The organism is Methylobacterium sp. NEAU K, assembly GCF_030700285.1.
Taxonomy (GTDB): domain Bacteria; phylum Pseudomonadota; class Alphaproteobacteria; order Rhizobiales; family Beijerinckiaceae; genus Methylobacterium.
The window spans coordinates 162,239-187,840 of the sequence record NZ_JAUYZJ010000002.1; the positions used below are offsets into that span (position 1 = coordinate 162,239).

Annotated in this window: 21 protein-coding genes; 9 read left to right on the forward strand and 12 right to left on the reverse strand. The window is 68.1% G+C overall.

The features are described 5' to 3' along the window. Positions 1 to 30 precede the first annotated feature (30 nt). Positions 31 to 2,229 carry a 3-hydroxyacyl-CoA dehydrogenase NAD-binding domain-containing protein gene (locus Q8W67_RS02435; protein ID WP_305540163.1) on the reverse strand — a complete coding sequence of 733 codons (2,199 nt, stop codon included), beginning with the start codon at positions 2,227 to 2,229 and terminating at the stop codon, positions 31 to 33. Between the two features lie 113 nt (positions 2,230 to 2,342). Between Q8W67_RS02435 and Q8W67_RS02440 the strand changes: the two genes are divergently transcribed. Next, positions 2,343 to 3,122, forward strand: a complete 780-nt coding sequence (locus Q8W67_RS02440) for an EAL domain-containing protein (RefSeq protein ID WP_305540166.1) — start codon at positions 2,343 to 2,345, stop codon at positions 3,120 to 3,122. 30 nt (positions 3,123 to 3,152) lie between these two features. On the opposite strand, the gene Q8W67_RS02445 is transcribed toward Q8W67_RS02440, so the two are convergent. The 6 genes from Q8W67_RS02445 to ccmA all read right to left on the reverse strand — a co-directional run bounded on the left by Q8W67_RS02445 (position 3,153) and on the right by ccmA (position 9,080). After that, positions 3,153 to 3,662 carry a hypothetical protein gene (locus Q8W67_RS02445; RefSeq protein ID WP_305540169.1) on the reverse strand — a complete coding sequence of 170 codons (510 nt, stop codon included), beginning with the start codon at positions 3,660 to 3,662 and terminating at the stop codon, positions 3,153 to 3,155. Between the two features lie 124 nt (positions 3,663 to 3,786). Further along, positions 3,787 to 4,995: an acetyl-CoA C-acetyltransferase gene (locus Q8W67_RS02450; protein ID WP_305540172.1), complete on the reverse strand. Its 1,209-nt coding sequence runs from the start codon at positions 4,993 to 4,995 to the stop codon at positions 3,787 to 3,789. A 252-nt stretch (positions 4,996 to 5,247) separates the two neighbouring features. Further along, positions 5,248 to 6,741 carry a chromosomal replication initiator protein DnaA gene (gene dnaA / locus Q8W67_RS02455; RefSeq protein ID WP_305540175.1) on the reverse strand — a complete coding sequence of 498 codons (1,494 nt, stop codon included), beginning with the start codon at positions 6,739 to 6,741 and terminating at the stop codon, positions 5,248 to 5,250. 488 nt (positions 6,742 to 7,229) lie between these two features. Continuing rightward, a complete protein-coding gene (gene rpsT, locus Q8W67_RS02460; RefSeq protein ID WP_007561677.1) occupies positions 7,230 to 7,496 on the reverse strand; it encodes a 30S ribosomal protein S20 in 267 nt (88 codons plus the stop codon). 283 nt (positions 7,497 to 7,779) lie between these two features. Beyond that, entirely contained in the window at positions 7,780 to 8,448 is a 669-nt protein-coding gene (ccmB, locus tag Q8W67_RS02465) for a heme exporter protein CcmB (protein ID WP_305540182.1), read from the reverse strand. Further along, complete coding sequence (gene ccmA, locus Q8W67_RS02470) at positions 8,445 to 9,080, reverse strand: heme ABC exporter ATP-binding protein CcmA (protein ID WP_305540185.1); 636 nt, start codon at positions 9,078 to 9,080, stop codon at positions 8,445 to 8,447. Before ccmA ends, ccmB begins: the two co-directional genes overlap by 4 nt. Before the next feature lie 174 nt (positions 9,081 to 9,254). Between ccmA and Q8W67_RS02475 the strand changes: the two genes are divergently transcribed. Further along, a complete protein-coding gene (locus Q8W67_RS02475; protein WP_305540188.1) occupies positions 9,255 to 9,440 on the forward strand; it encodes a hypothetical protein in 186 nt (61 codons plus the stop codon). On the opposite strand, the gene Q8W67_RS02480 is transcribed toward Q8W67_RS02475, so the two are convergent. Then, positions 9,441 to 10,226: an RNA methyltransferase gene (locus tag Q8W67_RS02480; RefSeq protein WP_305540191.1), complete on the reverse strand. Its 786-nt coding sequence runs from the start codon at positions 10,224 to 10,226 to the stop codon at positions 9,441 to 9,443. 197 nt (positions 10,227 to 10,423) lie between these two features. Here Q8W67_RS02480 and Q8W67_RS02485 point away from each other — a divergent pair, with 197 nt between their 5' ends. Both Q8W67_RS02485 and Q8W67_RS02490 read left to right on the forward strand, forming a co-directional pair. Next, positions 10,424 to 11,638 carry an NADP-dependent isocitrate dehydrogenase gene (locus tag Q8W67_RS02485; protein WP_305540194.1) on the forward strand — a complete coding sequence of 405 codons (1,215 nt, stop codon included), beginning with the start codon at positions 10,424 to 10,426 and terminating at the stop codon, positions 11,636 to 11,638. Between the two features lie 1,179 nt (positions 11,639 to 12,817). Beyond that, positions 12,818 to 13,054 (forward strand): hypothetical protein, encoded by a 237-nt coding sequence (locus tag Q8W67_RS02490; protein ID WP_305540196.1) that lies wholly within the window; start codon positions 12,818 to 12,820, stop codon positions 13,052 to 13,054. Positions 13,055 to 13,552: 498 nt separating this feature from the next. Here Q8W67_RS02490 and Q8W67_RS02495 read toward each other — a convergent pair whose 3' ends face one another. Together Q8W67_RS02495 and Q8W67_RS02500 are read right to left on the reverse strand one after the other, a co-directional pair. After that, complete coding sequence (locus Q8W67_RS02495; RefSeq protein ID WP_305540198.1) at positions 13,553 to 15,226, reverse strand: bifunctional diguanylate cyclase/phosphodiesterase; 1,674 nt, start codon at positions 15,224 to 15,226, stop codon at positions 13,553 to 13,555. Positions 15,227 to 15,228: 2 nt separating this feature from the next. After that, positions 15,229 to 17,052 (reverse strand): ATP-binding protein, encoded by a 1,824-nt coding sequence (locus tag Q8W67_RS02500; RefSeq protein ID WP_305540200.1) that lies wholly within the window; start codon positions 17,050 to 17,052, stop codon positions 15,229 to 15,231. Between the two features lie 269 nt (positions 17,053 to 17,321). On the opposite strand from Q8W67_RS02500, the gene Q8W67_RS02505 reads away from it, so the two are divergent. Beyond that, positions 17,322 to 17,651, forward strand: a complete 330-nt coding sequence (locus Q8W67_RS02505; RefSeq protein ID WP_305540202.1) for a hypothetical protein — start codon at positions 17,322 to 17,324, stop codon at positions 17,649 to 17,651. 30 nt (positions 17,652 to 17,681) lie between these two features. Here Q8W67_RS02505 and Q8W67_RS02510 read toward each other — a convergent pair whose 3' ends face one another. After that, positions 17,682 to 17,882 (reverse strand): hypothetical protein, encoded by a 201-nt coding sequence (locus Q8W67_RS02510; protein WP_305540204.1) that lies wholly within the window; start codon positions 17,880 to 17,882, stop codon positions 17,682 to 17,684. A 253-nt stretch (positions 17,883 to 18,135) separates the two neighbouring features. Here Q8W67_RS02510 and Q8W67_RS02515 point away from each other — a divergent pair, with 253 nt between their 5' ends. The 3 genes from Q8W67_RS02515 to Q8W67_RS02525 all read left to right on the forward strand — a co-directional run bounded on the left by Q8W67_RS02515 (position 18,136) and on the right by Q8W67_RS02525 (position 20,094). After that, positions 18,136 to 18,378: a hypothetical protein gene (locus Q8W67_RS02515; RefSeq protein WP_305540206.1), complete on the forward strand. Its 243-nt coding sequence runs from the start codon at positions 18,136 to 18,138 to the stop codon at positions 18,376 to 18,378. Between the two features lie 28 nt (positions 18,379 to 18,406). After that, a complete protein-coding gene (locus Q8W67_RS02520) occupies positions 18,407 to 18,622 on the forward strand; it encodes a hypothetical protein (RefSeq protein WP_305540208.1) in 216 nt (71 codons plus the stop codon). Between the two features lie 191 nt (positions 18,623 to 18,813). Then, on the forward strand, positions 18,814 to 20,094 hold the full coding sequence (locus tag Q8W67_RS02525; RefSeq protein ID WP_305540211.1) for an O-acetylhomoserine aminocarboxypropyltransferase: 1,281 nt from the start codon (positions 18,814 to 18,816) through the stop codon (positions 20,092 to 20,094). 162 nt (positions 20,095 to 20,256) lie between these two features. Here Q8W67_RS02525 and Q8W67_RS02530 read toward each other — a convergent pair whose 3' ends face one another. Next, complete coding sequence (locus Q8W67_RS02530; protein WP_305540214.1) at positions 20,257 to 22,044, reverse strand: acyl-CoA dehydrogenase C-terminal domain-containing protein; 1,788 nt, start codon at positions 22,042 to 22,044, stop codon at positions 20,257 to 20,259. Positions 22,045 to 22,337: 293 nt separating this feature from the next. Here Q8W67_RS02530 and Q8W67_RS02535 point away from each other — a divergent pair, with 293 nt between their 5' ends. Beyond that, the gene (locus Q8W67_RS02535) at positions 22,338 to 25,580 is read left to right on the forward strand and encodes a hypothetical protein (RefSeq protein WP_305540216.1); all 3,243 of its coding nucleotides are present in this window, start codon (positions 22,338 to 22,340) and stop codon (positions 25,578 to 25,580) included. The last annotated feature ends 22 nt before the right edge of the window (positions 25,581 to 25,602 follow it).

The following is a 25,602-nucleotide window of genomic DNA, read 5'->3' on the forward strand; positions in this document are numbered from 1 at the left end:
CACCGCGATCGGGCGCCCGGCAACCTCAGATCAAGCGGCGCGCTCCCCCTCGCCGTAGAACGTGCCGCCGCGCTCGGCCATGGCGGCGAGGGTGTCGGGCACCCGGAAGCGGGGGCCGTGCTTGGCCTCGAGCCGGCGGGCGAGTTCGACGAACGCCGCCGCGCCCATGAAGTCGATGTAGGACAGGGCTCCCCCGGTGAAGGGGGCGAATCCGAAGCCGAGGATCGAGCCGACATCGGCCTCGCGCGGATCCGTGACGACGCCCTCGCCATAGGTGCGGGCAGCCTCGAGCGCCTGAACGACCAAGAGCCGCTGCTTCAGCTCGGCGAAGTCGACCGACTCCGAGTCGAGCCGGTCGGGCTGGAGAGTGGCGAGGCCGGGCCACAGACGCTTCGGCGCGCCTTCGGGATAATCGTAGAACCCCTTGCGGTTCTTCCGTCCGAGCCGCCCCTCGCCCTCCACCATGGTGGACAGGATCGCCTTCTGGGCCGGGTCCACGGCGCCCTCGCCCACTTGCGCTTCAGTCGCCTTGGCGATCTTGAGCACGAGGTCGAGAGCGACTTCGTCGTTGAGCGACAGCGGCCCGACCGGCATGCCCGCCTGACGGCCGGCGCTCTCGATCATCGCGGGGGGCACGCCCTCGGCGAGCATCTTGTGCCCTTCGAGGATGTAGGCGCCGACACAGCGGTTGGCGAAGAAGCCGCGACAGTCGTTGACGACGATCGGGGTCTTCTTGATCAGCCGCACGTAATCGAGGGCCGCGGCCAGAGCTGCCTCGCCCGTGGCCTCGCCCTTGATGATCTCGACCAGCATCATCTTCTCCACCGGCGAGAAGAAATGGATGCCGACGAACTTTTCCGGCCGCCGCGAGCTCTTGGCCAGGCCGGTGATCGGCAGAGTCGAGGTGTTGGAAGCGAAGATCGCGTCGGGGCCGATCACGGCCTCGACCTTCTGGATCACCTCGGCCTTGACCTTGGGATCCTCGAACACCGCCTCGATCACGAGGTCGCAGCCGGCGAGCGCGGCATAGTCCGACGTCGCGGTGATGCGGGCGAGCAGCGCGTCGCGGTCTGCTGTCTTGGCGCGGCCCTTGTTGATCTGGCCGGTGATCAGAGTGTGGGCGTAGGCCTTGCCTTTGTCGGCGGCCTCCGCCGACTGGTCGACCAGCACCACGTCGAGGCCGGCCTGGGCCGAGACGTAGGCAACGCCGGCGCCCATGAAGCCGGCGCCGATCACCCCGACCCGGCGCAGGTCGGTGGCGGGGACCTCCTTTGGCCGGCGGGCTCCCTTGTTCAGCTCGCCCATGGAGATGAACAGCGTGCGGATCATCGCCGCCGCCTCCTTCGAGCGCAGGATATGGGCGAAGTACCGGCTCTCGACGCGCAGCGCGAGGTCCATGGGTAGCTGCAGGCCCTCGTAGACCGAGGCCAGGATCGCCTTGGCGGCCGGGTAATTGTCGTGCGTCTCGCGCCGGTAGATCGCGTTGGCGGGCGGCCAGATCATCATGCCGGCGGGCGAGTAGACCTTCCCGGACGGCGCTTTGAAATTCGGCACGTCCCAGGGCGCCACCGCCGAGCCACCCTCGCGGATCCACGCCTTGGCGCGCTCGACGATCTCAGCTTGGGGCGCCACAGCGTGGATCAGGCCCATGCCCTTGGCCATAGGCGCGCGGATCTGCTCGCCCTTGAACAGCATTTGGAGGGCGTCGCCGGTCTGCATCAGCCGGGCGACCCGCTGCGTGCCGCCACCGCCCGGGAACAGCCCGACCTTGATCTCCGGAAGCCCGACACGGGTCTTCGCGTCGTCCGAGGCGACCCGATGGTGGCAGGACAGCGCCAGTTCGAAGGCGCCCCCCAGGCACAGGCCCTGGATCGCCGCAGCGAACGGCTTGCCGCAGGTCTCGAGCCGCCGGAAGAGCAGCGAAAGGCGGCGGGAAGCCTCGAAAAAGTGGCGCATCGCCACCTCCTCGCCCTGCTCGACCTTGAGCGTCTCGTAGGCGCGGCCGAGACCCTGGAGCATGGTGAGGTCGGCCCCGCCGGAGAAATTATCCTTGCCGGTGGCGATGACGCATCCCTTGATCGCGGGGTCGGCAGCGACCTGCTCGATGATCCGTTCGAGCTGGTCCATCACCGCTTCGGTGATCACGTTCATCGAGCGGCCGGGCATGTCCCAGTTCGCCAGCGCGACGCCGTCGGCGTCGGTCTCGAAGCGGAAATCGGTCAGCGTCATGGTGCCGTCCTCCCAGGCTACCGCCGTTAATCCGCCGGCGAGCTTGCATTAAGGTTGCGTTGAGTGCCGTCGCGCATGATCCGCGCGTCGAGGGGCACCGACGGAATCCGCTTATGACGAAGGACATCGGTTGCCGCGCATGCCGCGCCGGCAACACTCTCGACTTCGATTTCACGATGGCCTTCCAACCGATCCTCGATGTCGGATCCGGAAGTGTCTGGGCCTACGAGGCTTTGGTGCGCGGCCTCAACGGGGAGCCGGCCGGCACGATCCTCAGCCGCGTGACCGACGAGACCCGCTATCAGTTCGACCAGGCTGCCCGCGTGAAGGCGATCGAACTCGCCGGGCGCCTGTTCCCGCGGGACAGCGACACACGGCTCTCGATCAACTTCATGCCGAACGCGGTCTACGAACCGAATGCCTGTATCCGCGCTTCGCTGGAGGCCGCACGGCGCGTCGACTTCTCGCACCGCCGCATCATGTTTGAATTCACCGAGCAGGAGCGGTTCCGCGACATTGAGCACGTCAAACGCATCGTCGCCGCCTATCGCCAGCAGGGCTTCCTGACGGCCCTCGACGATTTCGGGGCGGGCTTCGCCGGGCTGAACCTCCTCGCCAACTTCCGCCCCGATCTGATCAAGATCGACATGGAACTCCTGCGCGGCATCGACAGCGATCCTGGACGCCGCGCGATCGTCACGGGAATCAACGACATCGCTCGCGCGCTCGGAATCACGGTGCTGGCGGAGGGCATCGAGACCGCATCGGAACTCGGCGCTTTGCGCAGTCTCGGGATCACGCTGGTACAGGGCTATCACTTCGCCAAGCCGAGGCTTGAAGAGCTGCCCCAGGTCGAGGGATTCGCCCCGAGAGCGGCCGCGCGCGCGGCCTGAGGCCAGCCGATTGCGCGCGGACGCCATGATCTACTTGGGAGCCGGGACGGGCGGAGCCGCCGGCGGCGGGGCCGGGGGGGTGCCGCCCTTGGGCGTGTTGTCGGTGGCGGCTGCCACGGCCAGCATGTTGAGCAGTTTGGTGACCGAGTTCTGTGAGATCGCCGTCACCGAGGAATTGGGATCGGCGTTCATCGTCTGGAACTTGAGGTAGGTCGGGTCAGAATAGATCTCGTCGAGATGCTTTAGTTCGGCGAGAGTGAACTTCTGGGCGTATTCCTTCGACAGCCCCTCGACCATGATGCCGCGCTGCTTTTCGAACTCGTCGGTGAGTTCCTTGCGGACGGCTTCGCCGCGCGCCTCCGGCATCGGCGCGACGGTCTTCTCTAGTGCGACGTTGAAGCCGGTCTGAAGATTTTTGATCAGGGTCTTGTTCACGAGCGATGTGGCCTCGGCGATGCGCTCCGACGAGTCGTCGGCGCGCGCGGCGAGCGGCATGCTCAGAGTGACGCCCAGGCAGAGCGTCGTGATCAGGCGGTTCAAGGGCTTGTCTCCCATCGATTTATCGACCGGCCCGCATAGTCCGGCCCAGTCGTCGCCCGCGCCTCTAGCAGCGTTCCCGGACTTTGGGGAGCGGGCCCGAGCCGCTCCCATGCGGCGCCGATCGTCAGATCCGCTCGATGATCGTCGCGGTACCCATGCCGGCACCGATGCAGAGCGTGACCAGCGCGCGCTCCTTGCCAGTGCGCTCCAGCTCGTCGAGCGCCGTCCCGAGGATCATCGCGCCGGTGGCGCCCAACGGATGGCCCAGCGCAATCGCGCCGCCTGTGACATTGACGACCTCGGGATCGAGTTCGAAGGCCTGGCAGAATCGCAGCACCACGGCGGCGAAAGCCTCGTTCACCTCGAACAGATCGATATCCGACAGGCTCATTCCGGCCCGGGCCAGCACCTTCCGGGTGACGTCCACCGGACCGGTCAGCATCAGGGCCGGGTCGGAGCCGATATTGGCGAAGGCCCGGATCCGCGCACGCGGCCGCAGCCCCGCGGCTTCTCCGGCCGCCTTCGAGCCGATCAGCACCGCTGCTGCCCCATCGACGATGCCGGACGAGTTGCCGGCGTGGTGGACGTGGTTGACCGTCTCGACATCGGGGTGCGCGTCGGTCGCAACCGCGTCGAAACCGCCCATCTGACCCATCTGCACGAAGGAGGCCTTCAGCGCGGCCAGCGACTGCATGTCGGTACCCGGGCGCATGTGCTCGTCACGGTCCAGCAGGGTGATGCCGTTCACGTCGCGCACCGGAACCACCGAGCCGTCGAACAGACCGTCCGCCCAGGACTTGGCGGAGCGCGCCTGCGAGCGCACCGCGTAGGAATCGCAATCGTCCCGTGAGAAGCCGTACTTGGTGGCGATCAGGTCGGCCGAGACGCCCTGCGGCATGAAGTACGACTTGATGGCGATCGCAGGGTCGACCGGCCATGCCCCCCCCGACGCACCGATGCCGATCCGGCTCATCGATTCGACGCCGCCACCGACCGCCATCTCGTGCTGGCCGCTCATCACCTGCGCGGCGGCGAAGTTCACCGCATCGAGGCCGGAGGCGCAAAAGCGGTTGATCTGCACGCCGGGGACCTGATCGCCGTAATCGGCCACCAGGGCCGCGGCGCGGGCGATGTCGCCGCCCGCCTCACCCACCGGGTCGACGCAGCCCAGGATGACATCATCCACCAGCGCGGTATCGAGGCCCGTCCGCTCCTTGAGCGCCCGAAGGACCGTCTCGGCGAGGCGCAGGGCCGTCACCTCATGCAGGGCACCATCCGCCTTTCCGCGTCCGCGCGGGGTGCGGACGTGATCGTAGATGAAGGCTTCCGGCATCGGCGCTCCCCAGACGTGTTCTTGCCTTGTCGCGACGCGGCCTTAGCCGCCCGACTCGCTGGGCGCCAGTCTGACACGGGGCAGAGGGGTTGTGCCACCCCGGGCGGGAGGGAAGCTTGGCGGTTTCTCGCAACAGCGGGCGGGGCTCGAATGACTTTGCTAGCTGAAGGTCCCCGATCGAGACGCAACAGGTAGGGATTCACCTTCTCCCGCGCCGGGATGAGAGCCGCTCCGGCGCGGGAGAATCTTGGGCTAGTCCTGAAGCATGCGTTTCAGGAGCTCGACCTCATCGCCGAGCACCGTATCTTCACCGATCTGCTTCTCGATCTTGCGCACCGCGTGCAGCACGGTCGTGTGGTCGCGCCCGCCGAAGCGGCGGCCGATCTCGGGAAGCGAGCGCAGGGTCAGAACCTTCGACAGGTACATGGCGATCTGGCGTGGCTTGACCACGGCGGCGGTGCGCCGCTCCGAAAGGATGTCCGACCGCGAGACGTTGTAGCGCGACGCCACCAGCTTCTGGATGTCCTCGATCTTGATGCGCTTCGGCTCGCGATTCTTCACGAGGTCGCGGATCGCGCTCTCGGCGGTCTCCATCGTGACGGCGGCGCCGGTGAGCGTGGCATGGGCCAGCAGACGGTTGACCGCGCCTTCGAGGTCGCGGCCGTTGGCGGTGATCGCCCGGGCGACATAGGTCGCCACCTGCGGCGACACATCGAAGCCCGGATGCGCCGCCCGCACGGCAGCGAGTCGCGCCGAGAGGATCGAGACGCGCAGTGCCTCGTCGAGGGCGGTGATCTCGACCACAAGGCCGCCACCCAGGCGCGAGCGCACGCGTTCGTCGAGGGCCTCCAGCTCGGTCGGGGGCCGGTCCGAAGCGACGACGACCTGCCGGCCGGCATCGATCAGCGCGTTGATGGTGTGGCCGAACTCCGCCTGGATCGACTTGCCCTGGATGAACTGAACGTCGTCGAGGATCAGCAGGTCGATGCCGCGCAGCCGTTCCTTGTAGGCCAGTGCCGACTGGGTCTTCAGGGCGCTGACGAAGCCGTACATGAAGCGGTCGGCGGTCAGATAGATCACCCGGCGCCCCGCCTCGCGAGCGGCGTGGCCGATGCCGTGCAGCAGGTGGGTCTTGCCCAGGCCGACGCCGGCATGGAGATAGAGCGGGTTGTAGAGCGCGCCCTCGCCCTGGTGCCGGGCGACCCGCTCGGCGGCGGCGTGGGCGAGCGCGTTCGAGCGGCCGATGACGAAGCTCGCGAAGGTCAGCCGCGCATCGAGAGGCGTGCCGCTGAGGTCGCCCCCGGCATCGGCGCCGCGATGCTCGGCGGCCGTGGAGACCGCAGCCACCGGTGCCGGCGTTCCGGTCGCGTGGAGCCGAGCGAGCGGCCCGCTGGCCGGACCGGCCTTGGCCGCACCGACAGCGGCGGCGCGGACCGGGGCGGCCGTGCCGCGCACGCCGACCTCGATCCGGGCAATCTCCTCGGCCTCGGCCTTGAAGGTGCCGAGCACCCGATCGAGGTAGTGTGACTCGATCCAGCTCTTTAGGAAGCGCGTTGGCACCGTCAGCCGCGCCGTCCCGGCCGCAACGCCTTCCAGTTCCAGACGGGCGAACCAGCTGGCGAATACGTCCTCGCCCAACTCGGCGCGCAGCCGCCGCTTCACCCGTGCCCAGGCGGATCCGAAATCCGTGTTGCCGCCGCTGCGGCCGCCCTCGTCGTCGCTCGCCACCGTTCCGTCGACACGCATCACTGGCTCTCCCGACGCCGCCGGCGGAAACCCGCAGGCTGCGCGTACGCACGATTTACGCCCTCAGCGTCCCGCATGACCGGGCGGGACAGACTCCTTTGGTGGAGTCAACTCCCCACCAAGGAACTTTTGCCGATTGGAAGAGCCTATCAACAATTACCTACAGTTCCTTTAACAGTGGGACTTGCGGGGACGGCCCGGATTCCCAACTGCAAGTGTTCCCGGACCCAACCAAACCGCTTGCTAGAGTCTTGGCGAATCGGATTGATTCGCCCTCGTCCCGAAATCGGCAGTTTTTGCTTGAACGCAGTCAGTTTCTGTTAAGCTACACGCCGCCCTTAGACTCTGCAATGCGCCAAATTCTGATCTAGGGTTAACGGTTCGCGAGGCCGACGCGTCCGGACTGGTCGCGCGAATCCGGTACGCAGACACGAAAAAGCCCGGCGCGATGGCCGGGCTTTGTGTCGTCTCGGTCGTGCGGTGGCAGTCTAGGCGGCGAGCGCCTTAACCCGGGCCGCCAGACGCGAGACCTTCCGCGAGGCGTTGTTCTTATGAACGATACCGTGCTGGGCAGCGCGCATCATCTCGGGCTCGGCGGCGCGCAGGGCGGCCAGGGCGTCCTGCTGGTTGCCGGTGGCGATCGCCTCCTCGACCTTGCGGACGAAGGTGCGCATACGCGAGCGGCGCGAACGATTGATCGCCGTGCGCTTGGCGATCTTGCGGGTCATTTTCTTGGCCGACGCGGTATTGGCCATCTACGTCCTCGTTCTCTTCGTCGGGCGATGCCGACGGGCCGGAACGGCCGGTGATCGGTCAACGCAACAGGTTGTCAGGCGATGGCCGAGACGCAGCGCGCGCTGAAGCGCGGCCCCTCGGCGAAGCGCCTTCTATAGTTAGCGCGATGCGGCGCGTCAACGCGGGTGACGCTTGTGCGCTGACTGGGCAGCCGGGAGGCGACCAACCTCTTCGGCACGGTGTCGGAGCAGTACCGGCAGGCGACGTCATCCAGACCTGAGAAGGCCTCCAATCCCGAAACGCTCACTCCGGCCAGCGCAACGCCGCCGCCGCCGCCAACGTCCCGACCACGGCGGCGATCAGGGTCAGCGCCGCCAGCACCGCCAGCGGCACCAGGAACGGTACCGTACCCCCCGTCGCCGCCTGTGCGGCCGAGACGCCGAAGATCAGGCTCGGAATCATCAGCGGCAGGACCAGAACGGCGAGAATCAGCCCGCCCCGCCGAATCGAGGCCGTGAGTGCCGCCCCGACCGCGCCGATGAAGCTGAGCGCCGGGGTGCCGGCGAGCAGCGTCAGCCCCGTGGCGCCCATGGCCGTGCCGTCTAGGGCGACGAGCAGGCCGAAGAGCGGCGAGGCCAGCGCCAGGGGCAGGCCGGTGGTGAGCCAGTGCGCGGCGACCTTGGCGAGCACCACGCCTTCGAGCGGGACCGGGGCCGCGGTCATCAGGTCGAGGGAGCCGTCCTCCTCATCGGCCTGGAACAGGCGGTCGAGGCCAATCAGCGTCGAGAGCACCGCGGCGAGCCAGAGGATCGCCGGGCCGATCCGCGACAGCAGGTTGAGGTCGGGCCCCAGCGCGAACGGCACCAGGGCGACGATCATCAGGAAGAACACCAGCGACAAAGCGCCGGAGCCGCCGACGCGACCGGCCAGCCGCAGGTCCCGGGCGATCAGGGCGAGGATGGCGCGGGTCACGCCCAATCCTCCGTGGGCTCGGGCTCAGGCGCGGCCCCGGCGTCGATACGCAGCTCCGCCGCCCCCTCGAGGCCGAGCGCCTGGTGGGTCGCCGCGATGACGAGGCCGCCGTCGGCCCGATGTGCCGCCATGAGCCCGGCGAGCACCGCCTGCGAGGCGGCGTCGAGGGCCGCGGTCGGCTCGTCGAGGAGCCAGAGCGGGCGTTCGCAGACCAGCAGCCGTGCCAGGGCAACCCGCCGCCGCTGGCCGGCCGAGAGGTAGCCCACCGGCAGGTCGTGGGCGTGCCCGAGGCCGAGCTGCTCCAAGGCATCGTGCGGCGAGAGCCGCGGCGCCCCGAGGAGCTTCTGCGCGAAGAGCAGGTTCTCGCCGGCGGTGAGCGAGCTCTTCAGCCCGTCTCGATGGCCGACCGCATGAAGGCATTCGGGCAGGCTCGCCTCGCCGACATCGGCCACCGCGATGCGCCCGGCATCGGGCCGCAGCCGGCCCGACAGGATAGCGAGCAGGCTCGACTTGCCGGCCCCGTTCCGCCCGGTGACCGCCAGGGCATCGCCCGGTCCGAGGACGAAGGCCAGGCCAGAGAAGATGCGGCGCCCGGAGCGGCGGCAGGCCAGATTCTCGACGCTGAGCCGCACCCGATACCTCGCCCCTTCAACCGCGGCCGGCCAAGACCGCTCCGTGCCGTTCCCGCCCCGGCGCCCTGATCTCGGCTCTGCGGGAAAAATGCGCGCGGCGCTTCCATGCCCGATTGCGGCCCGCAACGGAACCGCAGAGCTGTGCGTCGGCTTTCCTCCGGTGCGGAGGAATCCATGAACGAGGCTCGAAACCCGAGTGAGGCCGAGGTCGCCGCCACCGCCGACGCAGTGGCCGGACGGGCCTTGATCGAGGCGCGGATCGCCCGGTGCACGCACGAGGAGCAGGCGGCGTTCTGGGAGGCGGTGGGACGCTGCTTCGGCGGCGGCAAGCCGCCGGACGCGAAGGCCGGCGCCGACTGATCAGGCGCCCCGGCGGGTCAGGGCGCGCAGCGCACCGCGGAAGGTGCGCACATCCTGCTCGGTCAGGCTCATGCGGTGCAGCATGTCGCGCATGTTGCGGGCGATGATGTCGCGCTTCTCCGGTGGATAGAAGCCGGCCTCCTCAAGGGCCGTTTCCAAACTCCCGAACAGCGCCACGAGGGCCTCCCGGGTCGCGGGCGGCGACAGCAGCTCGCCCGAAAAGGGCAGCCGCGCGCGCCCGCTGGCCTGACGCCAGGCGTAGCCGACCAGGAGCACCGCCTGCGCGAGGTTCAGGGACGGGAAGTCCGGCGAGACCGGGAAGGTGACGATGGCATCGGCGAGCGACACCTCCTCGTTGGTGAGTCCGACCCGCTCGCGCCCGAACATCACCGCCGTGCGCTGCCCCTCCCGGGCGACCAGCTCTCCCATCCCGTCCTCGGGGGAGAAGACGCGTTTCATCTGGCCGCGCTCCCGCGCCGTGGTGGCCAGCACGTAGTGAAGGTCGCCGATCGCCTCGGCGACGCTGCCGTGGATCGTCGCCCGGTCGAGGACGTGGGTGGCGCCCGAGGCGGCCTCGCGCACACCCTTCTTGGGCCAGCCGTTCTTGGGGTTGACGAGGCGCAGCTCCGACAGGCCGAAATTCGCCATGGCCCGGGCCGTCATGCCGATATTCTCGGCAAGCTGCGGCTCCACCAGAATCACGGCAGGCGCGAGGCCGGGCGGGATCTCGGTGACCGTCTTGGGCGCGTGCCTGGGCACTTCGCTCGGCGTGTCGTGGGTCGTCATACCGGCCCTCTGGCATGCTCGGCGCCCCCCCGTCGAGGTCCGGGTGACGAAGCCGACCGGATGACAGCCCGCGCCTTCCGCTGCCGAAAGGGCCGCGCTATGTCGCCGGTGCGATACACACCCAATCGGATTTTGGGCAGGCGACCGTACGGCCCTTGCATGCCGTGCGCGCGGACAACGCGAGAAGGCATCGGTCCATGGCGAAGATCAAGGTAGCGAACCCCGTCGTCGAACTCGACGGCGACGAGATGACCCGGATCATCTGGGCCGAGATCAAGAACAAGCTCATCCACCCTTATCTCGACATCGACCTCGAGTATTACGACCTCGGCGTCGAGCACCGCGACGCCACGAACGACAAGGTCACGGTCGATGCCGCCGAGGCCATCAAGCGCCACGGCGTCGGCGTGAAGTGCGCCACCATCACGCCCGATGAGCAGCGGGTTCAGGAGTTCAAGCTCAAGGAGATGTGGCGCTCGCCCAACGGCACGATCCGCAACATCCTGGGCGGCGTGATCTTCCGCGAGCCGATCATCTGCAAGAACGTGCCCCGCCTCGTGCCCGGCTGGACCCAACCCTTCGTCATCGGCCGTCACGCTTACGGCGACCAGTATCGCGCGACCGACTTCAAGGTGCCCGGCAAGGGGCGCCTGACGATCAAGTTCGAGGGCGACGACGGCACGGTGATCGAGAAGGAGGTCTTCAAGTTCCCCGGTGCCGGCGTCGCGATGTCGATGTACAACCTCGACCAGTCGATCATCGACTTCGCCCGCGCCTCGATGAATTACGGACTGGCGCGAAAGTACCCGGTGTACCTGTCGACCAAGAACACCATCCTCAAGGCTTATGACGGTCGATTCAAGGACCTGTTCCAGAAGGTCTACGAGGAGGAGTTCGAGGCCAAGTTCAAGGCGCTCGGGATCACCTACGAGCACCGGCTGATCGACGACATGGTCGCCTCGTGCCTGAAATGGTCGGGCGGCTACGTCTGGGCCTGCAAGAACTACGACGGCGACGTGCAGTCCGACACGGCGGCCCAGGGCTTCGGCTCGCTCGGCCTGATGACCTCCGTGCTGATGACGCCGGACGGCAACACCGTCGAGGCCGAAGCCGCTCACGGCACCGTCACCCGCCACTTCCGCGAGCACCAGAAGGGCCGCGAGACCTCGACTAACTCGATCGCGTCGATCTTCGCCTGGACCCGCGGCCTGTCTCACCGCGCCAAGCTCGACGGCAACGACGATCTGGCGAAGTTCTCGGCGACCCTTGAGAAGGTCTGCGTCGACACGGTCGAGGCCGGGCACATGACCAAGGATCTCGCGCTCCTGGTCGGCCCCGACCAGAAGTGGCTCTCGACCACGGGCTTCCTCGACAAGGTCGACCAGAACCTGAAGACCGCGATGGGCGCCTGAGGCGCTTTCCGTCCAACAGAACGGCGGGCCCCCGGGGGCCCGCCGTACTTCATTCGGCTGTCGGTGTGGGCGGCCGGGACACGCGTCATCACCATCCCGACGACTTCTGCCCGGGGAAAACCGGGAAGGCGCGCAGGCGTCGCCTGGCCGCACCGGCAAGCAGATCGCCGCCAGCGCTCTGGCAACCTCGATCGGCACCAGTTCGATGGCCGCGCGCATGCGCGGATCGCGGATCGCACCGACGAGACGACTGATGGTGATGCATTGCGCGGCGAGCCCGTCCAGCGGGCTTGGTTCATGGCGCGGCCTCTCGTCACGTGGCCAGGTAGGCGGGCGCGGACACCCGCACCGAACAGCAGCCGCCGAGGCGACGATCGGCTTTGGCGAGGGCGACCACATGGATCATGAAGAAACCTAAAGTTAGCATGCCGCGCGCGTTCTTCGCTCAGAACCTGCGGGCTGTGACGCAAAACCTAGGGTTGTGGGCATCGCTCTTCAGTCGAGCCTACGGCAACGGAGGCGCTCCCTCGTTTGCGGCCGAGGATCAAGGCCGGTCGGAACCAAGTGGTCTCTCCGGACCATCAGGCCTGCGCGCCCGTCTGGGCTTTGGACCGTGTCGCGCTTCGCGCGCGCCCAGCGGCGATGAAAGTCGATGCCCTCCGCCGTGATACCCAGCACCCGTGCGGCCGCCGGCGTGTCGGGTTGCACGACGCCCGCCGGTCGGTCGAAGGGCGGCGCGCTGGTGCCGAGCCGTTGGTAATGTGGGACCGTGCGCAGGGTGGCCGCGCGTCACGTCGCGGATTGCCCCCTCCTCCGGCATGGTGCTGAAGAGAACGACGTCGGCGTGTGCGGTCCCGGCAGCATGCCGGCCATGAAGTCGATAATCGCGCAGCCTGCGAAAGCGGCGACCAGCATTCGAGCGATCTCGTCGGGCGTCGCGGCCTGATCGAGTGGCCCAAGAATGCTGAACGTCCTGTCCAGATGCCTCGCCTGCGGCGGGCTCGCTCCCGAGTTTCTGCACGTCATGTGCCAAGACGGATCCTCAGCACAACCTGAGGATGGAAACGATGACGCTTTGGCGGTAGGCTGACCGCGAGGCCCTGCGGCTTCCGAGATCGCGGATTCCAAGATCACTGCGGCGTCGATGCGTGAAGCGGGTCGGATGTGGGCCTCGGGCAAATGATGGACGACGAGACACCTCCGGCGACACGCCGCATGCTGGAACGGATCGCTGCGACGCTGAACCTACCTGCCAGCTACTTCTTCAACGCGGATATCGGCTCGGCCAACCCGGATCGGCCGACCGTCATACAATGCGACGAGGTCTCAACTCTGTTCCGCGCCATCAGATCGCCGACGCGAAGGGGCGCGGTGCTGGAACTGCTCCGTGAGATGGCGCGGCAGTCCCGCCATTGATGGTGTGTTTTCAAATGGCGACCCTGCCGATTTGACCTCGTGGGAAATCCGCCGACCTGATCGATTGCCTTCGCCGACGACCGCGCACGCCACTGATCCCCGTTGGGCACCGGCCCAATCAGTTCGGCGCCGGGACCGCATGGGGATGCCACGAGGCCGTCTGCGTCGATGAGGAGGGAGCGGAATTCGCTCAGGACCGCGGCGTCGAAGCCCGGGGTCGGTCAGGTTGAGGCCGAGCAGGTCCGTCCAGTGGATGCGCCAGCGCATCGCATCGGCCGCGGGGACACGCGGCGTGGTCGACGGTGGGCGTAACGGTCGGCACGCCTGCGTCGAGCGTCGGATGGAGGGATATCCGCAGCCTCCCGGATCATGGCGCATTCTGCGCCTCGATCCGCGAATGCCCACCGCACCAGACCGGACGACCCACTGCGCCAGCGCTATCCAAACCGGGGCAACACCAGTCGCCTATAAGGCTTGGCCTGTCCGATCCTGCTGCGATCACGCCCGTCGCAGGAAGCTCGCCGGCCGGAGATCCGACGCGCGGCTCTGGGATACGGCCGCGCGCGGCCCGGAATTCCGCGGGTCCGACAGCCGTATCTGATCGATCAGCAGGGGCCTCGCGTAATAGTAGCCCTGCGCGCACCGGATCTGGGTCGCGCCCAGGAGGTAGGCGACTTCCTCGTAGGTCTCGACGCCCTCGGCGACCACCGACATCCCCAGTGCCAAGCCCAGGGACTCGATGGCCTTGAGGACGATCTGGCTGCGCGGCCGCTTGTCGATATCCATGATGAACGAGCGGTCGATCTTCAACTCGTCAGCGGTGATCTCCGCCAGGGCGGCCAGCGACGAGTAGCCGACGCCGAAATCGTCGATCGAGACCCGCGCCCCGATCGCGCGGATGCGCGGCAGGACCTCGCGCTGGAAACGGCCCTTCGTGAAGAACGCCTCCTCGGTCAGCTCGAGGACGAAGCGGTCGGCCATGCCGGTCGCACCGAGGGCGTCGCAAAACATGGTCATGAACGGTACGTCGCAGGCCTGCTTGGCTGCGATGTTGATGCTCACGGAGACATCGGAACCGAAGACCTCGTCGATGTCGGGCATGGCCAGGACGGTGTCGGCCAGGACTTGCAGGGTGATCTCGTTGATCAGACCCAGTTCGATGGCGAGCCCGATGAAATCGCCGGGGGCCTGGATCACTCCCAGTTCGTCCCGCCAGCGCAGCAGCACCTCGACGCCCAGCACCGCGTGCGTGCGCATGTCGACCTTCGGCTGGAAGGCGCAGCAGAAGCAGCGGTCGCGGATGGCCAGACGGAGACGCTGCTCCACCGCCATGCGGGCCGTGGCGGCGTGGCTCATCGTCTCCTCGAAGACGCTGACGCCGCCCTTCACGCCGCCCTTGACCCGGTACATCGCGTTGTCGGCTTGGCGGCGCAGCACCTCGTAGGTGGTCCCGTGCTCCGGGAAAAGGCTCAGGCCGATCGACGCCGAGGCGAAGATCTCGTGGCCGTCGATGAAGAATGGCTGCTTCAGGCGCTCCGAGATGTCGGAGACGGCCGCCAGTGTCGTGTCCTGATCGGTTATCGGATTCAGAAGCAGCACGAACTCGTCGCCGCCGAGGCGGGCCAGCAGGTCGCTGGGACCGAGGGCGCCGCGGATCCGGTCGGCCACCTTGCGCAGGAGCGCGTCACCCGCAGCATGGCTGTAGTAGTCGTTGATGTGCTTGAAGTTGTCCAGGTCGATGAAGGCCAGGGCGAAGCGGTCTGTCGAGGACGCTTCCGCGACGAGTTCCTCGATGCTCTGCTCGAACATCGTCCGGTTCGGCAGCCCCGTGAGCGCATCGATGAAGGCGCGGGCGATGAGATCGCGCTGGATCTTGTGGTGGTGCGTGACGTCGGTCAGGGTGGTCAGCGTGTAGGCCTCGCGCTCGGCCACCATCGTGCGCGCCTGTGCCTCCACGACACGCCCGTCGACCTGCTCGACGAGCTGCGATGCCTTTGCGTCGAAAGCGGCTTCCGGTACGTCGCGGGCAGCCTCGGGCCCGAGCGCCCGCGCGGCGGCGTTCGCGAGTATGCAGAGCCCTTGCTCGTCGTGGACCACGACCCCGATCGGGAGCGCCTGGATGGCTGCCTCGAGCAGGCTGCGCCGATGGCTGGGCTGGACCGGGTCGCTCACGCTCAGCCCTGCTGCCAGAGAGGCTTCACGGTGCGCAGGCCCGGATCTCCCTGCGTTTCTCCAGCTTCGAGGGGGCGTCGGAGCAGCCGACGGTGCACTTGATCGAGGGCGACGCCGTTGCCGCCCTCGGTGCCCGGCTCTCGATTGAGGCGCGCCATCCCCGACCCGTCCTGTTCGGGCCCGCTCGCCTTGCTCATGGTCGCCCCGCGCCAGCGCTCGACCACGGCGCCCACGAAGGCGGCGCCGGCGATCGTCTCACCATCCTCGGGAGCGCGCCCGCTCATGTCGTTGCGCGGCTGCCGTCCCGGGGGCAGCGGCGTGAACGTCATCCGCGCCGGCATGGGCACGCCCTCGCCGAACGCGATGACCTCGCCAGTCCCGAGGGACGGCACGAAGGTGAGCAGATTCACCGCATCCGAGACGGCTGCAGCCAGGAAGGCCTGGTCTCGCTCGTTCGTCATCCGCATGGCGAAGAGCGTGCTGCACTGTGACATGATCGTAGGGTCGAGCTCGGCGGGGCGCTGAGTGACCAGACCCAGATAGACGCCGTGCTTTCGGCCCTCGCGGGCGATCCGAGACAGCGCGCGACGCGTCGGCGTGAAGCCGACCGAGCGGTCCGCCGAGGCGTAGCGGTGGGCCTCCTCGCACACGAACAGGAGCGGGATCGCGCCCTCGCTCCAGATGCCGAACTCGAAGGCGAGGCGACAGAGGACGCAGACCACCGCGTCGACCACCTCCATCGGCAGCCCGGCCAGCTGCATGATCGTCATCGGCCGCCCGTCCGGCTCAAGCCGGAACAGGTGGGCGAGGATCTCGCCCATCATGTCGCCGCCGACATTGGCGTTCTCGAACATGAAGCCGTAGCGCGGATCATTGCGGATCGCTTCGATCCGGCTGATCAGGCGGTGGTAGTGCATCCGCGAGACGCGGTTCTCCAGGCGGCCCATCCGTTCGTCGATGAGGGAGATGAGGTCCTGCAGCATGTACGGCACGGGGGTGTCGACCGTGTAGCCGGCACTCTTGCCGATCGACCGCTTGACGATCTGCCGGTCGCTCGCTTCCTTGTATTGAGCGTACTTGCTCTTTGCCAGGGGAATCACTTCCGCCAGGATCTCGATCTCCTCGTCGATCGCCGAGCGTCCGCCATAGATGACGTCCGCGATCTCCTCCAGATTGAACAGCCAGAAGGGAAGCTTGAGATTTCGTGGGTTGATCACGCTCGCGCGCTCGCCGAAACAGGCGGCGTACTCGTTGTGGACGTCGAGGAGGAAGACGCGCACGTTCTTCTGCGCACCCAGGACTTGATTGAGGATGACGGCCACGCCGCTGGACTTGCCGACGCCGGTCGTGCCGAGGACCGCGAAATGCTTGGTCAACAGGTCGTCGATCTTAATGCAGGCCGGCGTATCCGGATCCTGGTACAGCGCGCCCACGGGGGCCGTGTTCAAGTCCGCGACCTGATAGACGATGCGCAGGTCGCCCGCCGGGAGCAGATCGACCGCGTCTCCGATGGCCGGATAGCATGTGACTCCGCGGCGGAAACGCTTCGCGCCGCCTTCGACCAGAATCTCGCCGAGAAGATCCAGGCTGGCATAGGCGCCAGACACCCGCGCACGGTCGCTGCCCGACGAGAGGGTGGTGATGATGCCGACCAGCACGGCATTTCCGGCCCGGATCCGAACGAAATTTCCCACGGTCACGCGGATGTTCGGGCGACCGTTCTGCCCCAGCAGCTCAAGGTGGACCTTCGACCCCTCGATCGAGGTCACCGAACCCATCTGCGTCGCAGCTTGCTCGTCCCGAAACGTAACGTTGACGTCCAGCATCACCGGGTCCCTCGACGCGCATTGTGCATCGTATGTACGTCCATTCTGGACGGTCCTGCTTAAAGATCCTGCAATGCGAAGATGTCGGTCGAGCAATGCTTAATCATTTGCTTCACCGAGGCCGCCGCACTCCCAACGAATCAAATTTTGCTACACGGGCTCTAGTGATGTCGCTGTTTACGCATCATGGTCGATACCGACCTGCGATACAGCGGAGGCTTTCCCGGGCGCACAACGGCCTGGGCATGGAGAGAGCCGCGACCCGAAGGATGGCCGCCGAATTTCGGAAAAAGTCGATGCAAGGCAAGGCGCTGGCGCATCGTCTCGGCATCCGAAGTCGAGGACGCCGCCTCAACCCGCCAACAGGAGCGATTGCGAGACCGACGGACGCTGACGGACAGCAGATCCACGACTCGATCGTCGAGCGCCGCTCCAGGAAAGCGACCGGCCACCACCGCATCGGCGACAGCTTCGGAAAAGGACGTCACGCCGACTCGGAAAGTCGGCACCATCGGTTCCCGGGATATGAAACCGGAACGCGTGCAACCCCGCAGGTTCCCATCGGAGAACGGATGATCGAGGATGGGCAGGCGCCGTAACCCTGCATCCCGTCATCGATGCCCGCTGGTTCAGAAGCCGAGTCCCTCGCCGAAATGTTCGCGCTTCCAGCACTCGCCGGAGATGCGGGCGCCATTGTGAGTCACGAACGCGTAGGGCGAGCGCTCGACGATCATGCCGCCGTCGGCGCGGATGATCCAGCGGAAGCATCGCGGGTCGAGCGCGCACGGGACGACCTCGACGGTATGGGAATGGAGCGGATTGGTCGACATAGCCTGTTAACGTCTCAGGATCGACAACCGCTCCACCGCTTTGTCGCGCGCGGTTACCTAAGTGTGCGCGGACCGGCCTGCGCGCACCCTGGTGACCGGTCGCCTGCGCCGGGAATCCTTATTCTCGCCCAGGTTCGGCCGGACGGTGCCGGCCCGTCGCCCCCCGATTTCCCGATCCGCCGCAACGACTTGGAAGGCCGCCGCATGGCCGCCTGCCCGGTCGGCGGCGCAATCTCCACACAGAGGATACGGTATGCCGATCAAGGCGCTCAACGAACGAAAGAAGCTGTCGAGCGACTTCAACGAAGCCAACGACGCGTTCATCGACGAGGTTCTGAGCGCGCTCCAGTCCGGACAGATTCCGATGGATCTCGCTCGGGCCTACCTCGCGCATCCGGTCGCGATGATGCACACCGACGGGGCTCAGGCGGTGGCCAACTACTTCGACCGGATGCTGGCCCAGCGGCCTAACATCGACTGGACTCCCGGAGACTGACCGCCTCGGGCCTGGAAAGGGAATGCGGATGAGCGTCGACGAAGTCGAAGACTTGAAGCGGGCTCGCGGTGCCCTGGCGCGGCAGAGGAACGCCATCGCCAAGCGGCTCGGCGGCCTTGAGGTCGCCCCGATCTCGATGGCCGAGGACCTGACCCGGACGCTGCTGGCGATCGAGGCGGTCGACCGCGCCCTGGTCGATGCCGGGCAACCGCACATCGATAGCGGCGCCCCGCGCGAGGCCTAGAACGGTGCCCAACGGATGCCGCTACGCGTCCTTGTCCTGACGCGCACGCCTTCGCCGAAGCGGATCCACGTCGCCAGCGTGCGTTCAGGCGCGATCGAGTCGGCCCGGTTTCACGTCCCGAAGCCGGGTGCAACCTTGCGCCGCGCTCTCGCGCGGGCGTACAGGCGGACCATGTCCGAGGAGACCTGACGATGACCGACCGCCTGCCCGGCTTCAACACGCTGGCGATCCACGCGGGCGCCGCACCCGACGCCGCCACGGGCGCGCGGGCCACGCCGATCTACCAGACCACGAGCTTCGTCTTCGACGACGTCGACCACGCCGCTTCGCTGTTCGGACTTCAGGCCTTCGGCAACATCTATACGCGGATCACCAACCCGACGAACGCCGTGCTGGAGGAGCGCATCGCGGCGCTCGAGGGCGGCACCGCCGCGCTGGCCGTGGCCTCGGGCCACGCCGCCGAGTTCCTGACGATGCATGCCCTGATGCAGCCGGGCGACGAGTTCGTCGCCTCGAACAAGCTGTATGGCGGCTCGATCAACCAGTTCAATCACTCGTACAAGAACTTCGGCTGGTCGGTGGCCTGGGCGGACAACGACGACCCGGCCTCGTTCGAGGCGGCGATCACGCCGCGCACCAAGGCGATCTTCTGTGAGTCCATCGCCAATCCGGGCGGGGTCATCACGGACATCGCGGCGCTCTCGCAGGTCGCCAAGAAGCACAACATCCCGCTGGTCGTCGACAACACCATGGCGACGCCGTACCTGATCCGGCCGTTCGAGCACGGGGCCGACATCGTCGTGCATTCGGCCACCAAGTTCCTGGGTGGGCACGGCAATTCGATCGGCGGCCTGATCGTCGACGGCGGCTCGTTCCAGTGGGTCGGCGATGCCCGCTACCCGATGATGAGCCAGCCCCGGCCGGAATATTCCGGGATGGTCCTGGCCGAGACCTTCGGCAATTTCGGTTTCGCCATCGCGTGCCGCGTCCTCGGCCTGCGCGACCTCGGGCCGGCCCTGTCGCCGTTCAACGCCTTCCTGATCCTCAACGGCATTGAGACGCTGCCGCTGCGGATGCAGCGCCACTCCGACAATGCGCTGGTCGTGGCCACGCACCTGTCCAAGCACGAGGCGGTGTCCTGGGTGAGCTACCCGGGCCTGGAGGCCGACCGCTACCATGCGCTCGCCAAACGCTACACGCCGAACGGCGCCGGCGCGGTATTCACCTTCGGGTTGAAGGGCGGCTACGAGGCGGGCGTGAAGCTCGTCTCGAACCTGCAGCTGTTCTCACATCTCGCGAATATCGGAGACACCCGCTCGCTGGTCATCCATCCGGCCTCGACCACGCACCGCCAGCTCACCGATGCGCAGAAGACGGCCGCGGGCGCCGGGCCTGAGGTGGTGCGGCTGTCGATCGGGCTTGAGGATCCGGCGGACCTGATCGAGGATCTGGACGCGGCTCTCAGTGCGTGACGCCCTGATCCTGCCGGATCATCTCATCCTGGAGCGGCGGTGCGCAGCGTTGCCCTCGAAGGAGCCGTCCAGCGGCCGCGCGATGTCGGCGGCCCTCCTTCGGGGGCCGCCGATGCGGCCTCCTCGGGATGAATGGGTTGGGCGGGACATCCGGTCCGCTGGCTAAAACGCTTCGTCCGCCAGCGCCATGGTCGTATCAGCCCCGGCCTTGATCCGCACGAGCCGCAAGGCGGTCTCCGGCAGCATCCGCTCCATGAAGAACCGGCCGGTGGTGAGCTTGGCTTCCCAGCGGGGCGAGGCCGTCTCGGCATTCCGGGCCAGGGCCGCCTTGGCGATCCGCGCCCACATGTAGCCCAGGGCCACGAGGCCGAAGAGGTGCATGAAGTCGGAGGCGCCGGCGCCGGCATTGTCGGGCTTCGAGAACGCGTTCTGCATCAGCCACATCACGGCGCCTTGGAGGTCGTTCAGCCCGGCCTGGAGCGGCTGGGTGAACGGCGCCATCGCGGGATCCTCGCCGTGGTCCTTCAGGAAGGTCTGGACCTCGCCCAGGAACGCCATCATCGCCCGGCCGCCGTCCTTGGGCAGCTTGCGGCCGATCAGGTCCATGGCCTGGATGCCGTTGGCACCCTCGTAGATCATGGCGATGCGGGCATCGCGCACGAACTGCGACATGCCCCATTCCTCGATATAGCCGTGGCCGCCGAACAGCTGCTGCGCCTCGACCGCGTTGGCGAAGCCGCGATCGGTCAGCACGCCCTTCACCACCGGGGTCAGCAGCCCGAGATGGTCGTCGGCGGTCTGGCGCTCCTTGGCGTCCTCCGAGCGGTGCAGGATGTCGGCCTGGAGGGCGGTCCAGAGCATCAGCGCCCGCGCCGCCTCGTTGAAGGCGCCGATCTGCATCAGCGTGCGGCGCACGTCCGGATGCACGATGATCGGGTCGGCGGCCTTGTCGGGCGCCTTGGCGCCGGTCAGGGCCCGGCCCTGGAGCCGCTCCTTCGCGTAGGCGACCGCGTTCTGGTAGGCGACCTCGGACTGGCCCAGCCCCTGGACGCCCACGGCGAGCCGCGCCTCGTTCATCATCACGAACATCGCGTTGAGGCCGCGATTCTCCTGGCCGACGAGCCAGCCCGTGGCGCCGTCGTAGTTCATCACGCAGGTCGCGTTGCCGTGGATGCCCATCTTGTGCTCCAGGGAGCCGCAGGACACCCCGTTCCGGGCGCCGAGCGAGCCGTCCGGATTAACCAGGAACTTCGGCACGACGAACAGGGAGATGCCCTTCGTGCCCGCCGGCGCGCCCTCGATCCGGGCGATCACCAGGTGGACGATGTTCTCGGCGAGGTCGTGCTCGCCCGCGGAAATGAAGATCTTGGTGCCGGTCAGGCTGTAGGAGCCGTCGCCGTTCGGCACCGCCTTGGTCTTCAGGAGGCCGAGATCCGTGCCGCAATGCGGCTCGGTGAGGTTCATGGTGCCGGTCCAGGCGCCCTCGACCATCTTGGGCAGGTAGAGCGCCTTCTGTTCGTCGGAGCCGTGGACCAGAAGGGCGGCCATCGCACCCTGGGTCAGGCCCGGATACATCCCGAGGGCGAGATTCGCCCCCGAGGCGAATTCCTGCATCGCAGTGTTGACGGTGTGCGGCAGGCCCTGCCCGCCGAATTCCTCCGGGACCGCCAAGCCCATCCAGCCGCCTTTCGCGTAGGCATCGTAGGCGGACTTGAAGCCCGTAGGCGTGCGCACGCTGCCATCGGGCTCGCGGCGGCAGCCTTCGAGGTCGCCCACACGGTTGACCGGGGCGAGCACCTCCTCGGCGAGCTTGGCGCCTTCGCGCAGGACCGCCTCGACCACGTCCGGGGAGGCGTCGGCGAATCCCGCGAGGTTGTCCCGGGCGTGGAACCCCAGAACATCGGTCAGCAGGAAAAGAGTGTCGTCGACGGGTGCACGGTACTGCGGCATGGCTTGCTTCCCCCAAGCACAGGCTGACAGCCCAATTCGGCCCGCCTTTTGCCGCCATCTAAGCGCGCGGACCGTTCCGGAGCAACGGCCAAGCCTCGCCGGATTTCGGATGTGTCAGGGGCATGCACGCCAGCGCAGAAGATTACTGCGATCGCCTCGCCTTAACCGTGTGTTTACCAAGAAAGTTAAAGGTCGCCTCACACGATCCGGCACCCGCGTTCCGTGGATACCGTCCCTCGGTCCCATCTCGCGAACAGGATCGGACGCCGAACGCTGCCGACGACAGGCCACCGATGACTCGCAACGCGATGCCACAGCTCGACAGTTTCGATCCGGAGGTGCTGGACGCCGCGCGCGACGTGGCGGCCCGGGCGGGCGTTCCGCTCGAGACCTGGATCGCCTCCGTCGTTCCGCAGCAGCAGAGTGCGCAAGGCAACCGGCGCCAACGTCGCCGTCACCGCGCCGAGGCCGGCGCCGGTCTTGAGACCCGGCAGGAGCGCGAGCATCACGAGGCTCGTGCAGACGCCGAAAGCCCACGGCCGGAGCGGCGCGCCGGGCCCCGCCCGGAGCCTGTCTCCGAGCCCTACGGCGACGGCTTCGCCGCCCTGATGAGCCGCCTCGACGGCCTCGATCGCACGCTGGACGAGGAGCGGCGCCTCGCCCAGGAGGCGGAGGCGCGGCGCTTGGCCGAGATCGAGACCCGGATCGAGCGCGCCCTGAAGGCCACACCCGTTCAGCAGGTGACCGAGCGCCTCGGTGACATCGAGCGCCGGATGTCCCAGCTCGGAGAGCAGTTCGCTGTCTCGCGGCCGCTCGGCCGCCGTGGGCGCCCGGCGGCCGTGGAGATTCGCAACGCGGTCCAGGATATCCGCCAGCGTCAGCGCGAACTCGCGCAGGGCGCGAGTGCGGGGTCGGCCCAGTCGGATGGCGGCGTCGTGGCGAGCATGCGCCTGGATCTCGCCCGTCGCCTGGAGGCGCGCGTCGAGGAGACCGCCGCACCGTCGGACGCCGTGTCCGAGCTTCAGAGCGAGATCGTGTGCCTGCGCGAGGCCATCCATCAGCTCGCGACCAGCCGGGATGTCGGCGCCCTCGAACAGGCCGTGATCTCGCTCGCCGACGGGATCGAGCGCGCGCAGGTCGGCACCGACCTCACCGTCATCGCCGCACCGATCGAGCAGATCCGCGCGCAGGTCGAGCGCTTGGCAGAGGAAGTCGCGGAGAACGTCCACAGCCGGGTGGCCGACGACGTGCGCCGGCTCGCGGAGCGGCTCGACAGCGTCGCGGCGGCCGGCACCGCCGGTCCCGACGGCCACACCCTTGCCGGGCTGTTTTCCGAACTTGAGGAGATCCGCCGCCTGATCGGTGCCCTGGCCGGCCCGGAGCGCATCCAGGGCCTCGCGCAGAGTCTTCAGGCTGTCAGCGCCCAGATTGCACAGCTGCAGCGGATCGGCACAGACGCGGGCCTCCGTCCGCTCCTAGAGGAGATCCGCAGCGACGTCAGGACTGCGGCGCCGATGGCGATCGCCGAGCAGATCCAGACCCTTGCCGATAAGGTCGACACCCTGTGCGCCAGGGACGACCAGTTCGAGCGGACGGAGCGCGCGGAAGAGGTGGAATCCGCGCGGTCCGGCGACATGGCCTCGATCCACGCGATGCTGCGCAGCCTCGCCGAGAAAGTCGACCAGGTCGGCAGCCGCTCGGAACACGAGGGTCTCGACGCCCTTGAGAAGCAGGTGGTCTCGCTCGCGGGGCGGCTCGACGCACCCCGCAGCGGCGATCCGGCCCTCGCTGGCCTCGAGCGGACCATGGACGACCTGCTGCGGCAGGTGACGGCGCTGCGCGAGTCGGCGCCGAGCGAGGCCGTCGTCGAGCGCGCCGCCCGCAAAGCTGTGGCTCAGACCCTCCAGGGATCCGGCATCGCCGCCGCCGATTTGGGCGAGATCGGCCTCCTTCGGGCCAGCCTCGCCGACATGCAGGCACGGCAGGTCGCCTCGGACCAGCGCCTGGGCGCCACGTTGGAGGGCGTCCAGTCCGCCCTCGAGCGCCTCGTCAGCCGGCTCGGGCCGGCCGAGGCGACGAACGCGCGGGGGCTCTCGCTCGACCAGCGCCTGCTCGCTTCGACGAGCCCGGAGGCGGGCTTCGTCCCGCCGGAAGGCCGAGGCGGTACGCACCGCGACGCGACGGCCGAATCCTCCCGGCTCGCCGACGACCTGCTCGAACCCGGAAGCGGGCGGCCGGGACGCGAGTCGCGCGCCGCGCAGGAGCGTCCGATCGTGCAGGGCCGCGACCCGGAACGCAGCCGATCCGGCGCGGAGGCCGGTGGCGACACCGACATCAAGACCAGCTTCATCGCGGCGGCCCGTCGCGCCGCCCAGGCCGCGCAGGCGGAGCTGGCCGCGGAAACCCCGACCGAGCGCCGCGACCTGCGCGCCCGCATCGCCGTCCCGGCGCAATCGGCGGGGACGGAGAGCCGGATCGGCCGGCTGCGCGCCGAGATCGACCGGCGGCGCCGGCCGCTGCTGCTCGGGCTCGCCGCCATCGTCCTGGCGCTTGGAGCGCTCCAGGCGATCAGCATGCGCACCCCCGAGGAGGCGCCGCACGCGGTGCCGACGTCCCAGGGCACCCCGGTCCGCGAGGACGCGGGCAAGGAGGCGGGCAAGGACGCGCCCAAGGACGCAGCTGCGGAGACTCCGGCTTCCAAGCCGTCCGCCGTCGATCCGGTCACCACGCAATCCCTGCCGAATCCCATCCCCGCAGCTGCGCGTCCGTTGCCGAAGGCTGCGGTGCCCCAAGTCTCGGGCATGAACACGTTGCAGGCGGACCTCGGAACCGTTCCGCCGGCGCTCGCCAAGGTCAAGCAGGCCGCCCTCGACGGAGACGGCACGGCGATCTGGGACCTCGCCACGCGTGAGGCCGATGGCCGCGGCATGCCGCGCGACCTCGCGGTGGCGGCCAAGCTGTACGAGAAGCTGGCCTCGGCCGGTTACGCGCCCGCCGAGTACAAACTGGCGGGCCATTACGAGAAGGGCTCGGGGGTGGTTCGCGACCTCGACAAGGCGAAGCTCTGGTACGGCCGCGCGGCCGAACAGGGCCACGCCCGTTCGATGCACAACCTGGCGGTGATCTACGCCGAGAACCCCTCGGCCAACGGCAAGCCGGACTTCGCCTCCGCGGCATCCTGGTTCCGCCAGGGCGCCGAGTTCGGCGTCCGCGACAGCCAGTACAATCTTGCCGTGCTCTACGCGCGGGGCCTCGGCCTGACGCAGGATCTGGTGCAATCCTACGCGTGGTTCGCGGCGGCTGCCGCACAGGGCGACGACGATGCGGCCAAGAAGCGCGACGACGTGGCGAACAAGATGAGCGCTGCCGACCTCGCCAGCGCGAAGAGCCTCGCGGCGACGTTCAAGCCGCGTAAGACCGACGCGGCGGTCAACGAACCGCCGGCCCCGAAGGAGGGTATCACCGCGCCGATGTCCCTCCTCGGCGCTCCCAGTCCGAGCCCGACGGCGTTCATCGCACCGGGCCGCAAAACCTAGCGTCCGATACGGGCGGGGCCTA